The 12,468-nt window shown below is 64.8% G+C and carries 17 protein-coding genes; 16 read left to right on the top strand and 1 reads right to left on the bottom strand.

Annotated elements, in window-relative coordinates; genetic code table 11:
- The first annotated feature begins 18 nt into the window (after positions 1-18).
- Genes GJ699_RS12180 through GJ699_RS12140 form a run of 9 tightly spaced genes read left to right on the top strand, consistent with a single transcriptional unit; the run spans position 19 to position 6,580 of the window.
- Complete coding sequence (locus tag GJ699_RS12180; protein ID WP_229262070.1) at positions 19-291, top strand: hypothetical protein; 273 nt, start codon at positions 19-21, stop codon at positions 289-291.
- Entirely contained in the window at positions 288-1,850 is a 1,563-nt protein-coding gene (locus tag GJ699_RS12175; RefSeq protein WP_154376507.1) for a flagellar hook-length control protein FliK, read from the top strand. Before GJ699_RS12180 ends, GJ699_RS12175 begins: the two co-directional genes overlap by 4 nt.
- 8 nt (positions 1,851-1,858) lie before the next feature.
- Entirely contained in the window at positions 1,859-2,350 is a 492-nt protein-coding gene (locus GJ699_RS12170; RefSeq protein ID WP_154376505.1) for a flagellar basal body-associated FliL family protein, read from the top strand.
- Positions 2,351-2,382: 32 nt separating this feature from the next.
- Entirely contained in the window at positions 2,383-3,120 is a 738-nt protein-coding gene (locus tag GJ699_RS12165; RefSeq protein WP_154376504.1) for a FliA/WhiG family RNA polymerase sigma factor, read from the top strand.
- A gap of 46 nt (positions 3,121-3,166) precedes the next feature.
- Entirely contained in the window at positions 3,167-4,078 is a 912-nt protein-coding gene (gene motA, locus GJ699_RS12160) for a flagellar motor stator protein MotA (RefSeq protein WP_154376502.1), read from the top strand.
- On the top strand, positions 4,062-5,072 hold the full coding sequence (locus GJ699_RS12155) for a flagellar motor protein MotB (protein ID WP_371867538.1): 1,011 nt from the start codon (positions 4,062-4,064) through the stop codon (positions 5,070-5,072). The genes motA and GJ699_RS12155 overlap by 17 nt, the downstream gene beginning before the upstream one ends.
- A gap of 38 nt (positions 5,073-5,110) precedes the next feature.
- Entirely contained in the window at positions 5,111-5,383 is a 273-nt protein-coding gene (locus GJ699_RS12150) for a flagellar biosynthesis anti-sigma factor FlgM (RefSeq protein ID WP_154376500.1), read from the top strand.
- Between the two features lie 41 nt (positions 5,384-5,424).
- Positions 5,425-5,826 (top strand): flagellar export chaperone FlgN, encoded by a 402-nt coding sequence (flgN, locus tag GJ699_RS12145; protein WP_154376498.1) that lies wholly within the window; start codon positions 5,425-5,427, stop codon positions 5,824-5,826.
- The gene (locus GJ699_RS12140; RefSeq protein ID WP_154376496.1) at positions 5,813-6,580 is read left to right on the top strand and encodes a glycoside hydrolase family 73 protein; all 768 of its coding nucleotides are present in this window, start codon (positions 5,813-5,815) and stop codon (positions 6,578-6,580) included. The genes flgN and GJ699_RS12140 overlap by 14 nt, the downstream gene beginning before the upstream one ends.
- Here GJ699_RS12140 and flgA read toward each other — a convergent pair.
- Positions 6,561-7,208 carry a flagellar basal body P-ring formation chaperone FlgA gene (flgA, locus tag GJ699_RS12135; RefSeq protein WP_371867537.1) on the bottom strand — a complete coding sequence of 216 codons (648 nt, stop codon included), beginning with the start codon at positions 7,206-7,208 and terminating at the stop codon, positions 6,561-6,563. The genes GJ699_RS12140 and flgA overlap by 20 nt on opposite strands.
- 231 nt (positions 7,209-7,439) lie before the next feature.
- Here flgA and flgB point away from each other — a divergent pair, with 231 nt between their 5' ends.
- The 7 genes from flgB to flgH are packed head-to-tail and all read left to right on the top strand — an operon-like array spanning position 7,440 to position 12,453.
- Complete coding sequence (flgB, locus tag GJ699_RS12130; protein WP_154376492.1) at positions 7,440-7,802, top strand: flagellar basal body rod protein FlgB; 363 nt, start codon at positions 7,440-7,442, stop codon at positions 7,800-7,802.
- A gap of 23 nt (positions 7,803-7,825) precedes the next feature.
- Positions 7,826-8,248, top strand: a complete 423-nt coding sequence (flgC, locus tag GJ699_RS12125) for a flagellar basal body rod protein FlgC (RefSeq protein ID WP_154376490.1) — start codon at positions 7,826-7,828, stop codon at positions 8,246-8,248.
- A 2-nt stretch (positions 8,249-8,250) separates the two neighbouring features.
- Positions 8,251-8,949 (top strand): flagellar hook capping FlgD N-terminal domain-containing protein, encoded by a 699-nt coding sequence (locus GJ699_RS12120; protein ID WP_154376488.1) that lies wholly within the window; start codon positions 8,251-8,253, stop codon positions 8,947-8,949.
- Between the two features lie 15 nt (positions 8,950-8,964).
- Entirely contained in the window at positions 8,965-10,221 is a 1,257-nt protein-coding gene (locus GJ699_RS12115) for a flagellar hook protein FlgE (RefSeq protein WP_154376486.1), read from the top strand.
- A gap of 9 nt (positions 10,222-10,230) precedes the next feature.
- Positions 10,231-10,959: a flagellar basal-body rod protein FlgF gene (flgF, locus tag GJ699_RS12110; RefSeq protein ID WP_154376484.1), complete on the top strand. Its 729-nt coding sequence runs from the start codon at positions 10,231-10,233 to the stop codon at positions 10,957-10,959.
- 31 nt (positions 10,960-10,990) lie between these two features.
- A complete protein-coding gene (flgG, locus tag GJ699_RS12105; RefSeq protein WP_195763528.1) occupies positions 10,991-11,782 on the top strand; it encodes a flagellar basal-body rod protein FlgG in 792 nt (263 codons plus the stop codon).
- Positions 11,782-12,453 carry a flagellar basal body L-ring protein FlgH gene (gene flgH / locus GJ699_RS12100; protein ID WP_154376482.1) on the top strand — a complete coding sequence of 224 codons (672 nt, stop codon included), beginning with the start codon at positions 11,782-11,784 and terminating at the stop codon, positions 12,451-12,453. The genes flgG and flgH overlap by 1 nt, the downstream gene beginning before the upstream one ends.
- Positions 12,454-12,468 lie beyond the last annotated feature (15 nt).

Below are 12,468 nucleotides of genomic sequence, written 5' to 3'. Positions count from 1 at the left end.
CTGCAAATGACGCAGAAAATGAGCGCCGCCATCGCCTCCGAAGACTGGAAGACGCTGGCGGCTCTTAACACGTTAATGGCAAGCACGCTGCCGAAGATGGCGGCGCAAGGCAACTGGAATAATGGCGAGCGGGCCGCGTTGGCGGCGCTGCGCCAAATGCACAATGAAGCAGTCAAGCGCTGCAACGCGGCGGCCAGCGTACTGGCCGGCCGCTTGCAGCAAATCCAGTCAAACCGCGAGGGTTATGTCGCCTATGCCCTCGAACAAGCAGAATACGGACTCCGAGCATGACCATGACACTCACCAGCGCCACGGCCACGGCCAAAACCACAGCGGCTGATTTCACCGCCCCGGTGGCCGCCAACACCGCCACCGACACGGCCGCCGCCAACAGCAGCCGCAGCGCCGCCACGGCCAGCAAAACCGACAGCGGCAGCAGCGCTAATAGTGCCAACAGTGCCAGCAAGGCCAACAGCAACAAGAGCAGCAATAGCAGCAATAGCAGCAACAACAGCGCCAGCCAGGCCACGGCGCAAACCAGCGCGCGCCAGGCCAGCAGCGGCGCCAGCAAAACCAGTAGCCAACCGGCCGACAGCAGCGATAGCAGCGCCCAAGCCGCCGCTGCGGCAGCCGCCGCAGCGGCAATCGCGGCCGATGTCGCTCCCGCCGCCGCCCCGCTGTTCTCGCAGTTGCTGAACCTGGCCGACGTGACCAACACCGCCCAGAATGACGACAGCGCCACCACCACCACCGGCAGCGACAGCAGCACCAGCGATAGCGACAGCACCGGTTCCGGCAGCGCCGCCGCCAGCACCATGCTGCCGGCCATGATCACCTCGATGCTGAACCTGACGCCGCCACCGGCGCCGGTCACCACCGCCAGCAGCGACAGCGGCGCCGACAGCGGCCGCATCGACAGCATCAGCGCCACCGCCACCCTGAGCAGCAGCGCCACCCGCCTCAACCTGGCCGCCGCCAGCGTCGCGGTCACCCCGGCCAGCACGCAGACCGAGGACACCGCCACGGCCCAGGTCACCACGGTGCAGGCCAGCACGCCGCAGAACGTTTACAGCATGGCCGGCAACGCCACGCTGGCCGCCGCCGTCGCGCGCCAGCTGCCGGGCGACACCAAGGCCGGCGCCAGCAGCGAGCAGCCGCCGGCGGTCGACAGCGTCACCGTGACAGCCGATGCCGGCAGCGACAGCGCCACCCCGGCCGTGGCCGCCAATACGCTGCGGGTCGCGCTGCGCAGCGCCGACGATAGCGCCGGCAGCACCGCCGCCAGCAGCAGCGTCGCCACCGCCGTCAGCACCGCCAGTGCCAGCAAGGAAGACAGCAGCCGCAGCCTGAGCAGCACCGCCACCACCATCAGCAGCATCACCGTGAACCAGGGCGCCACCACCACCGGCAGCCAGGACAGCACCACCGTCAAGCTGGCCGGCACGCCGGAACAATGGCAGCAGCCGCTGCGCGAGGCGCTGGGCGACCGCCTGCAGGTGATCCAGCAACGCAATGGCGACCAGGCCGTGATCCGCCTGGAACCACCAAATATGGGCAGCATCGAGATTTCGATTCGCCACAGCGCCGGCGCGCTGCAAGTCAATCTGTCGGCCAGCAACAGCGACGTGGTGCGCCAGCTGAACACCATCAGCGACGGCGTGCGCCAGGACTTGTCGAACCGCCAGTTCACCGACGTTGCCGTGACCGTGTCGTCGTCGCGCGCCCAGGCGCAAGCCGACCAGGGCGGCCGCAACGGCCAGCAGCAGCGCGACCAGGATGATGGCCGCACGCCGGGCCGCGCCCTGTCCGACGATGACAGCACCGCCACCTTTGCCATGAACGGGGAGTAATTCACACAATGAAGAACATGAAAATCATCATCGCCTTTGTGCTGGTGGCCGTGGTCGGCGCCGGCGTAGCCGGAGGCGCCGTGTGGTACATGTCGAAGGGTAAGGAAGACGCGGCCGAGGAGCATGGCGACAAGGACGCCAAGAAGAAACCGGCCAAGAAGGAAGAAAAGAAATCGGAAGAACCACCGAAGTATCTGACGGTGGACAAGGTGGTGGTGATGCTGAAGCCGGCCCCCGGCGACAACCTGACCCATTACCTGTCGGCCGACCTGGTGGTGGCCACCACCGCCAAGCGCGAGAAGGAAGCCAAGGAAAACCTGCCGCTGCTGCGTAGCGTGGCGGTGCGCACGCTGTCCGGGCTGCCGATGGCCACCGCCAAGGTGATGACCATCGACCAGTTCGCCGGTGAACTGAACAAAGCCTTCGACGCCGCGTTTGAGGCGGAAGGCCGGGAAAAGCCGTTTGACGAAGTCATGATCGGCAAGCTCATCTTAGAGTAAGCCGCGGCAGCATGAACAAGAGTGGAGCGGGCATGGGATACGTAGAGGAATTCGCAGACACTTATGCCGAAAGCTACAGCGAGCACGGCGCCCTGGCGCCGGCGCTCAGCGTGGCCGACGAACAAAAGCATCTGCTGGCGTATGCGCCGCTGGTCAAGCGCATCGTGCGCCAACTCAATTCGCAGATCGCCGGCGCCATCGACCGCGACGACATGGAACAGATCGGCCTGATGGGCTTGCTGGAAGCGCTACGCCGCTACGGCGAGCCGGACGGCGCCTTCGGCAGTTACGCCAGCTTGCGCATCCGCGGCGCGATTCTGGACGAGCTGCGGCGCCAGGACTGGCGGCCGCGCGCGGTGCGCCAGCACAGCCACAAGCTGCGCGACGCGGTGCGCGCCCTCACCCGCAAGCTGGGGCGCGAACCGACCGAGCACGAGATCATGAGCGGGCTGGAACTGACGCCCGAGGCTTACCAGGCCTATCTGCTGGATGAAAACGCCGAGCTGATCGCCAGCTTCGATGAAATCCTGCAGGACAGCGTCAGCAACGAGAGCGCGCCCAGCCCGGAAGACCAGCTGGTGGTGCGGCGCAGCCTGGAGCAGGCGCTGCGCGGCCTCGACGAGCGCGAACAGCGGGTGGTGCAGATGTATTACGAGTTTGAGCTCAGCTACAAGGAAATCGCCGCCGTGCTGGACCTGACCGACGCCCGCGTCTGTCAGCTGAACAAGGCGGCGCTGAACAAAATGAAGGCAGTACTGCAAAGCGCCTGATGGCGCTGGCAGCAGGAATCAAAATGACGCGGAAAGGCGAATCATCATGCAGCAAATAGTCGGCGTACTCATCGTTTTAGGCAGCGTGTTCGGGGGCTTCTTCCTGATGGGCGGAGCGTTCCACCAGATCTGGCAACCGATCGAGTTGATCGTGATTGCCGGCTCGGGTATCGGCGCGCTGGTGATCGGCAACCCGACCCACGTGCTGAAGGAGCTGGTCACGCAGATCAAGAAGATCATGAAGAAGAAGTACGACTCGGAATTCCAGCGCCAGTTGCTGCTGCTGATGTACGAGCTGCTGCAACTGGCCGCCGGCGGCCTGAAGGCGCTTGACGCCCACGTCGAGGCGCCCAAGGACAGCCCGCTGTTCCAGCGCTATCCGCGCATTCTGGACGAGCCGAAACTGCTGGCCTTCATCGTCGACAACTTCCGTCTGATGGCGATGGGCAAAATCAACGCCCACGAACTCGAAGGCGTGCTGGACCAGGAACTGGAAGCCATCCACACCGAGCAGGAACAGCCGGCCAAGTCGCTCAACAAGATTGGCGAGGCGATGCCGGGCTTCGGGATTCTGGCGGCGGTGTTGGGCATCGTGATCACCATGAACACCGTGTCCGAGGGCGCCACCTCGGGCGAGATCGCCGAGCACGTCGGCGCGGCGATGGTCGGTACCTTCATCGGTATTTTCCTGTGCTACGGCCTGATCGACCCGCTGTGCAATATGCTGAAACAGCTGGTCAACTCGGAAGCGGCCAACAAGGAAACCGTCAAGGTGGTGCTGGTGACCCACGTCGCCGGCAAGCCGCCGCTGCTGGCGATCGACTCGGGGCGCCGCCTGGTGCAGCTGAACATCAAGCCGAGCTTCGCTCAGCTGGAACGCTGGATTAACGATCTGGAAGGCCGCGACAGCGAACCTTCGGATTCGGGACGCGGAGGCCGTGGTGCTAAAGCCGCATGACAAAGGGGGCCATGACCAGACCATCGTCAAGCGCGGTGGCGGCAAGCACAAGCACGACGATCACGGCGGCGCCTGGAAAGTAGCGTTCGCCGACTTCTGTCTGGCGCTGATGTGCTTGTTCCTGGTGCTGTGGCTGATGGCGGCGCGTAACACCGAGTCGCTGCAACAAATCCTGACCGAGGCCGATGGCGCCAAGACCGACCAGGGCAAGGGCGTGATGCCGGAACAAGTGGGCGGCCCGCGCGGCAGCCTGATCGACCGCTTCCCGATGCCGCACTTCGGCAACACCGAAACCGAGGGCAAGCAAAAGGCCGAGGCCGAAACCACCGAGGAACCGACCAAGGAACCGTCGTCCAAGGTCAAGTACGACACCCCGGACGACTTGAACGCGCTGTCGCGCGCGCTGGCCAAGATGAGCGCCGAGGCTGGCCTGACCAGCAATCTGGAATCGATTGTCACGCCGTATGGCCTGCGGGTGATGATGCACGACACCGACCGCCAGGGCATGTTTGTGCGCGGCAGCGCGGTGCCGACCGATAAATTCCGCGCCCTGCTGCGCAAGATGGGGCCGCTGTTCGCGCAAATGGACAATCAGATGCTGATCGTCGGCCACACCGATTCGCTGCAGTACGCCGACACCAGCTACGCCGCATTCTCCAACTGGACGCTGTCGGCCAACCGCGCCATGTCGGCCCGGGCCCAGCTGCTGGCCGGCGGCATGAACCGCGAATCGGTGCTGCAGGTGGTGGGCATGGCCGACCGCGCGCCGCTTGACACCAAGCGCGCCGACGCCGGCGTCAACCGCCGCATCGAGTTGCTGATCCTCACCACGGCGCAGGCCAAGACCATCGCCACCATGTTCGGCATGCCGGACGCGACCGATCCGCTGATCCACGACGTCGACACCGCGCTGCCGGACGCGTCGATGTTGCAGCAGCTGCGTAGCAAACTCGGCGGCGACAGTCCGCTGCGTGATCCGCGCCGCAACAAATAAGAGTTCGTATGGAAACCAAGCCAACACGAGGCACACGTATGAGAATCACGACTTCGACCCCGGACGGGATGGCCGTCCAACGCGTGGCCGAGGCGCCACCGGCCGACGCTCCCGAAGCGGTGGCGGCCCCGGCATCGGCACCGTTGCAATCGGCGGTGCTGCAACCGGCGCTGCAAGCGATGAAGGACTTGCCGGAAATCGACCAGGAAAAGGTCGATATGCTGCGCGACGCCCTGTCCAAGGGCGAATTGCCGTTCGATCCGGCCAAGCTGGCCGGCCTGATCCAGCGCTTCCACGGGAGCGAGACGTGAGCCTGAGCAGTACTCCGAGTAACCTGACGCGCCAGGATGCGATGCGCGCGCTGTTGACCGGCATCGCCGACGATTTGCTGGCCTATCAACAGCTGAAGCAATTGTTGCAAGAACAGTTCGAGGCCGCGCTGCGCCACAAGGGGCCGGAACTAGCGGCGGTGGCCGAGACGATTTCCACGCTGGTGGACCTGATGATGCAGCGCCGCGCCCAACGCGTGGCGCTGGTGCAACGCTTAGTTGGTGCAACTGGCAATATGGCGCAAGCTTTTGCTTTACTGAAAAATGCCGCGCGAGCGAAAATGGAAGCGGACTGGCAAGCGCTGGAAACAGCGGTTGTCGAATGCAAGCGTCTCAGCAAACGCAACGGCGATTTGCTGGTAGAGCAATACAGCATCATGCAGCGCGTGCTGCATGGCGAGGAGCACATTTATGCGCCAGCTTAACGGGATGCAGGCCACCGCACCCACTGCCGCAACCGTTTCGAATGTCACCGCCAGCCGCCCCACCGCGGCCTTGGGCTCGGCTGTGTCCGCCGGCGGCTTCTCCTCCACTTTCCAGCAAATCGCAACCGATGTCGCCACCTTCATCGCCAAAGGCGACGGCGGCTTCCGCAACGATGCCCTGCCCTCGTCCCAGGCCATGAGCCTGCAGGCGATGGCGCTGCGTCAGCGCGGCAGCGGCGTGCTGGAAGAAGATGACAGCGGGGTCGACAGCGACACCCAACAACAGTTTTTGAGCGCAATCGCGCCGTGGGCGACCGAAACCGCCGACAAGCTGGGCGTGGCGCCCGAGCTGGTGGCCGCGCACGCCGCCCTGGAATCGGGCTGGGGCAAGCAGCCGCTGAAAAACGGCGCCGCCAACGCCAACAATCTGTTCGGCGTCAAGGCCGGCAGCGGCTGGCAGGGCGAGGTGGCTGTGGCCAGCACCACCGAATATGAACATGGCGCCATGCTGAAGAAGACCGAGCGCTTCCGCAGCTATCCCGACACCGCCAGCGCCTTCCGCGACTATGCCGATCTGCTGACCAGCAATCCGCGCTACGCGGCCGCACTCAACACCGGCAGCGATGCCCGCGCCTTCGCCCAGGGATTGGCCAAGGCCGGCTATGCCACCGACCCCCAGTATGCAGACAAGCTGAGCAAGGTCGCCGCGCAAATGCAGCGGCGCTTGCATGGCGTCACTCCGACGGAGGACTAGCTGTGACCGGCACCGAGGCAGGCTCCACCGTACCCGCGCCTGTGACGCGGGCCCGGATCGTGGCGCCATTCGCGTTGCGCACGCGGATGCTGTCGCCGCGCGCACCGGCGTCCAACGCCTCGCCGGCCATGCTGACTTCAATTTGCTCGCGCCGCGCCACGATGCGCACCGGCTCGCCGCGCTTGATCAGGATCGGCGCCATCAACATCGCCTTGCGCAACAGCTCGCCGGCGCGCAGCGTGCGCTTGCCGCTGAGCCCGACCGCGTCGGCCGGATCGGCAATGCTGTCGCCGATCGCGCTGATATCGTGGCGCTCAAGCAACACTTCTTCATCTACCAACGCCCGCCCGGACGGCACGTCGCTGGCCGCCACCGCCACCCGCGCCGAGATTTGGGCACGCACACTAAATTCATATCGCCAGCCGCCGTTACCGGCACAGACGGCAATGAAACGCATGCGCGCCGCTTGCCGCGTATCGGCCGCCTGCACCGTCACAGGCTGGCCGCAGGCCGCCAGCGGACGGTTGCCCGGCAATACCGTGACGCTGAATTGCGGCTCGCTCAAGCCGGCCGCTTCGGCCCAGCGTGCCAGGTGTTTTTGTGCCGCCGCCTCGACCAGCAACGGCACTTGTTCCGCCGCCACCGGCATGGGCGCAGAAAAAACGTTAAAAAGTGGAATGCAAAACAGCAACATTCCGCCCGAAACAGTTACAATAGATTTGTTGAACATGAGCAATACCTCAACTATGATGCCGGAGACGGAGGACACCATGGGTGCCCGGCCGTCATTCTACATGCGGCGTCGCAGAAATGACTCATGACAACGTGTTTTACCGCACTGTCTGACTAGGGGAAGAATATGGGCATTAACTTCAAAGACGCGGCAGGCGTCCACGGCGACGCGCTGGCCTTGCGCGCCGAACGCACGCGCATCCTGGCGGCCAATATCGCCAATGAGAACACGCCCGGCTACCAGGCCCAGGACATGGACTTCGCGGCCACCATGGCCAATGTCCAGGCCGAGGGCAACGGCGATGTCGGCGACGGCGGCGACAGCGCGCTGATGTACCGTGTGCCCTACCACCCTACGCGCGACGGCAACACCGTCGAAATCGGCGTTGAGCAGGCCGCGTTCTCGCAGAACGCCACCGACTTCCAGACCAGCCTGACCTTCGCCAATATGAAGTTCAAGGGTCTGGCCAAAGCCATCGCCGGCCAGTAACCGCAGCAGGAGCAGGAGCGCCCATGTCATTCAAGGATATTTCCGATATCGCCGGTTCGGCCATGGCGGCCCAGTCGGTACGGCTGAATACCATCGCCAGTAATCTGGCCAACGCCGATTCGGTGGCCGGCACCGAAGCCGACACCTACCGCGCCCGCAAGCCGGTGTTCGCCACCGTCATGAGCGACAGCCCGCAGGGCATGAACAGCGCCGGCGGCAAGGTGCAGGTGCTGGACGTGGTGCAGTCGGACGAACCGCTGCGCCAGGTCTACGAGCCCGGCAATCCGATGGCCAATGCCGACGGCATGGTGTACTACCCGAATGTGAACCAGGTGGCCGAGATGACCGACATGATGTCGGCCTCGCGCGCGTTTGAAACCAATGTTGAAGTCCTCGGCCGCATCCGCACGATGCAGCAGTCCCTCCTTAAACTCGGTGAAGGCTAATCATGACTGTCAGTAGTCTCCTCAATAACAGCAGCACCTCGTCGTCCGCCAGCTCGGGCACCAGCATCACCGGCAATGCCGCCAGTGAAGCGTCGGACATGTTCACCAAATTGCTGGTGGCGCAGATCCAGAACCAGGATCCGACCAATCCGACCGACCCGCAGGACTTCGTCCAGCAGTTGACCCAGCTGTCGCAAACCGAGTCGCTGCAAAACCTGACCACGGTCACCAGCAACAGTGCTAGCGTGCTGCAAAGCATGCAGGTATTGGCGCTGGGCGCCCAGGTCGGCTCCAACGTCATGGCCGAGACCACCTCGGTGACGCTGGACGGCAGCACCGTGGTCAGCGGCCAGACCACGCTGGCCTCGTCCAGCACCGCCACCAAGGTGGTGCTGACCGGCACTGACGGCACCGAGTACACGGTCAACCTGGGTAGCCAGGCGCCGGGCACGGTGGCGTTCAGCATCGATCCGGCCACGCTCGGCATTCCGGCCGGCAGCTACACCATCGCGGTCAGCACCAGCTCGGGCGAAACCCCGGCCACCGACATCCAGGGCCGCCTCAACAGCGTCAAGCTGGCGACCGACGGCAGCGTCACGCTGAACGTGGCCAACATCGGCCAGGTCGCCACCACCGCCATTACCGCTTTCAACGGTGCCACCAGCACCGCGTCCGCTTCTGCCACTCAATCTAGTCTCTAAAGGAAGGTATCCGCCATGAGTTTCGATATCGCATTGTCTGGCATTCAGGCCATTAACGATTCGCTGGACACCACCAGCCACAACATCGCCAACGCCGGCACCTACGGCTACAAGTCGCTGCGCTCCAACTTCGCGTCGCTGGTGGCGGGCACCCAGGTGACCGGTGTGATGGTGGGCTCGACCACCCAGAACATCAGCCTGCAGGGCAGCATCCTGAACACCGGCCGCTCGCTGGACGCCTCGATCAACGGCACCGGCTTCTTCATCGCGCGCGACGCCGCCACCAACGAAACCCAGTACACCCGGGTCGGCATCTTTGACGCCTCCACCGACGGCTACCTGGTGGACGCCTCCGGCCGCAAGATCCAGGGCTATCCGGTCGACACCAAGACCGGCACCCTGGGCGCGCTGGGCGACCTGGCGATTCCGACCGGCTCGATCCCGGCCGTGGCCTCGTCCGACGTCACCTACATCGGCAACCTGTCGGCCGACTGGACCGCGCCGACCTCGGCCTGGGTGTCGCCGACCTCGGCCACCGACGCGCCAGACACCTCGACCTTCAATATGTCCAAGGCCAGCGTCATCTATGACAGCCTGGGCGGCAAACACACGCTGACCCAATACTTCTCGCGCACCGACGACGGCGGTGGCGGCTCGGTCGCCAACTCGGTCGACGTCCACTATGTGCTGGACGGGCTGGAAGTCGGCACCCCGACCACCATGACCTTTGACGGCACCACCGGCCAGATGCTGACGCCCGACCCGACCACCGACGCCGGCAGCATCACGCTCGGCCTGGCCGGCACCACCACCTCGAACGGCGGCGTGCTGAACGACATCGTCGTCAACTACACCGGCACCACCGGCTTTGCCGGCGAAGCCACCACCTCGACCAACAACGCCGACGGCTACGCGGCCGGCACCTACAGCGGCCTGACGCTGGACACCGACGGCTCGGTGATCGCCAGCTACTCCAACGGCCAGAAGCAAACGGTCGGCAAGATCGCGATCGCCACCTTCCCGGACGAAGGCCAGCTGACCGCGATCAGCGACACCAGCTGGATCACCTCGACCACCTCGGGCGAGGCGCTGGTCGGCACCCCGGGCACCGGCATGGCCGGCTCGCTGACGGTGAGCTCGCTGGAACAGTCGAACGTCGACATCACCTCGGAACTGGTGGGCCTGATGACCTCGCAGCGCAACTACCAGGCCAACTCGAAAGTGATCCAGACCGAGTCGACCATGCTGCAGTCGCTGATGCAGGCGATCTAAGGCTAAGCCATGGATGCTTTGATTTACACCGCCATGAGCGGCGCCGAACGGGCGCTGAAGGCGCAACAGGTGCACGCCAACAATCTGGCCAACATCGACACCAACGGCTTCCGCGCCAATATGGAGCTGTCGGCGGCGCAAGCCGTCAACGGCTACGGCTACGATGATCGTCACATGTCCCAACTGCAGGCCAATTCGGTCTCGACCAAGGCGGGCGTGATGAAGAGCACCGGCCGCGACCTCGACGTCGCGGTGGCCGGCGACGGTTTCCTGACGGTGCAGACCGCCGACGGCGAAGCCTATACCCGCGCCGGCGCCATGACGCTGAGCGCCGACGGCACGCTGCGCCTGAACGGCAATGTGGTGCTGGGCGAAGGCGGTCCGATCACGCTGCCCGAGTACACCAAACTCGACATCGGCACCGACGGCACCGTCTCGATCCAGTCGCCCGGCACCACCACCATGCAGACCATCGACAAGCTGCGCCTGGTGAAGGCCGACGCCACCCAGCTGACCAAGAACGAGGCCGGCCTGATCGTCGCGCGCGACGGCCAGCCGCTGGCCACCGATCCGACCGTCAAGCTGAATCCGGGCTACCTGGAAGGCAGCAATGTGTCGGCGGTGGAGGAAATGGTGGCGACCATGAGCTTGAACCGCACTTTTGAAGTACAGATGAAGTTGCTCACGTCCACCGATTCGATGGCCGAAGCTGGAAATCGCCTGATTAGCGGCAGCTAAGCCGGCAACACAGGACAACAGGGAGAAATCAATGAATCCAGCAATGTGGATCAGCAAGACCGGCGTGCAGGCACAAGATCAAAAACTGCAAACCATCGCCAACAACCTGGCCAACGCCAATACCGTCGGCTTCAAGCGCGACCGCGCGGTGTTCGAAGACCTGTTCTACACCACCGAGTCGACCCCGGGCGCGCAGCGCGCCGACAACAACACGCTGAATCCGTCCGGCGTCCAGCTCGGCAACGGCGTGCATCTGGTCGGCACCCAGAAGGTGTTCACCCAGGGCACGCTGCAAACCACCAGCCGCGACCTCGACGTGTCGGTGATGGGGAATGGTTTCCTGTCGGTGCTGCAACCGGACGGCACCACCGCCTACACCCGCGCCGGCCAGCTGCAGATCGACGCCAACGGCATCCTGGTCAACGCCCAGGGCTTGCCGCTGATCCCGCAGATCACGGTGCCGACCACCGCCACCGCCATCACCATCGCGGAAAACGGCATCGTCTCGGCCACCATCGCCAACAACGTCACGCCGCAGCAGCTGGGCCAGCTGACGCTGACCACCTTCATCAACCCGACCGGCCTGCAGGCGCTGGGCGAGAACCTGTACGCCGAAACGCCGTCGTCCGGCACGCCGAACGACGGCACCCCGGGCACCGCCCAGTGGGGCAAGCTGAAGCAAGGCACGCTGGAAAGCTCCAACGTCCAGGTGGTGGAGGAAATGGTCGACATGATCGCGGCCCAGCGCACCTACGAGATGAACACCAAGGTGCTGAGCGCGGCCGACAACATGCTGCAGTACCTGTCGGCGGCGGCACGATAATGAACACCGCCCCGCACGTCGCGGCCGCGCTGGCCGCCCTGGCCTTGGCCGGTTGCGCCCAGCTGCAGCCGCCGGCGGTGCGTCCCGGTCCGATCGACGAGACGCCGGCGGTATCGCGCAGCACCGTGCCCAAGGGGGTATCGGGCGGCGTCTTCAGTTCCGACCTCGGCATGTCGCTGACCTCGGACAGCCGCGCCTTCCGGGTCGGCGACGTGGTCACCGTCAACCTGCAGGAAACCACCCAGGCCAGCAAGAAAGCCGGCACCAGCTATTCCAAGAACAGCGCCGACAACATCACCGCCCCTTCGCTGCTGGGCAAGACCTTCGGCAAGGGCGCGGTGGGCCTGGGCGCCTCCAACACCTTCGCCGGCGACGCCACCAGCACCCAGCAGAACGCGCTGACCGGCGCCATCACCGTGATCGTGCAGGAAGTGCTGCCGAACGGCCTGCTGCGGGTGTCCGGTGAAAAAACCCTGACCCTGAACAATGGCGAGGAATTCGTCCGCCTGCGCGGCTATCTGCGCGCGGCCGACATCGATTCCGACAACCAGGTGTCGTCGCAACGCATCGCCAACGCCCGCATCGCCTATTCGGCGCAGGGCACGCTGGCCGAAACCCAGCAGCCGGGTTGGCTGACGCGCTTCTTCAACGGCCCTTTGATGCCGTTCTGAGTTTTACATAGGTGA

The sequence above is a fragment of the Duganella guangzhouensis genome (genome assembly GCF_009674535.1).
Classification (GTDB): Bacteria; Pseudomonadota; Gammaproteobacteria; order Burkholderiales; family Burkholderiaceae_D; genus Rugamonas; species Rugamonas guangzhouensis.
This window is presented reverse-complemented; position numbering and strand designations above follow the sequence as displayed.

Bases quoted from the DNA above. Each gene is read 5' to 3' on its own strand.
- flgC (WP_154376490.1), top strand. From the start codon at position 7,826: ATGTCATTCAAGGATATTTCCGATATCGCCGGTTCGGCCATGGCGGCC.
- GJ699_RS12115 (WP_154376486.1), top strand. From the start codon at position 8,965: ATGAGTTTCGATATCGCATTGTCTGGCATTCAGGCCATTAACGATTCG.
- GJ699_RS12165 (WP_154376504.1), top strand. From the start codon at position 2,383: ATGGGATACGTAGAGGAATTCGCAGACACTTATGCCGAAAGCTACAGC.
- flgN (WP_154376498.1), top strand. From the start codon at position 5,425: ATGCGCGCGCTGTTGACCGGCATCGCCGACGATTTGCTGGCCTATCAA.
- GJ699_RS12140 (WP_154376496.1), top strand. From the start codon at position 5,813: ATGCGCCAGCTTAACGGGATGCAGGCCACCGCACCCACTGCCGCAACC.
- flgH (WP_154376482.1), top strand. From the start codon at position 11,782: ATGAACACCGCCCCGCACGTCGCGGCCGCGCTGGCCGCCCTGGCCTTG.
- GJ699_RS12175 (WP_154376507.1), top strand. From the start codon at position 288: ATGACCATGACACTCACCAGCGCCACGGCCACGGCCAAAACCACAGCG.
- GJ699_RS12170 (WP_154376505.1), top strand. From the start codon at position 1,859: ATGAAGAACATGAAAATCATCATCGCCTTTGTGCTGGTGGCCGTGGTC.
- GJ699_RS12120 (WP_154376488.1), top strand. From the start codon at position 8,251: ATGACTGTCAGTAGTCTCCTCAATAACAGCAGCACCTCGTCGTCCGCC.
- motA (WP_154376502.1), top strand. From the start codon at position 3,167: ATGCAGCAAATAGTCGGCGTACTCATCGTTTTAGGCAGCGTGTTCGGG.
- flgG (WP_195763528.1), top strand. From the start codon at position 10,991: ATGAATCCAGCAATGTGGATCAGCAAGACCGGCGTGCAGGCACAAGAT.
- GJ699_RS12150 (WP_154376500.1), top strand. From the start codon at position 5,111: ATGAGAATCACGACTTCGACCCCGGACGGGATGGCCGTCCAACGCGTG.
- GJ699_RS12180 (WP_229262070.1), top strand. From the start codon at position 19: ATGAGCGCCGCCATCGCCTCCGAAGACTGGAAGACGCTGGCGGCTCTT.
- flgB (WP_154376492.1), top strand. From the start codon at position 7,440: ATGGGCATTAACTTCAAAGACGCGGCAGGCGTCCACGGCGACGCGCTG.
- flgF (WP_154376484.1), top strand. From the start codon at position 10,231: ATGGATGCTTTGATTTACACCGCCATGAGCGGCGCCGAACGGGCGCTG.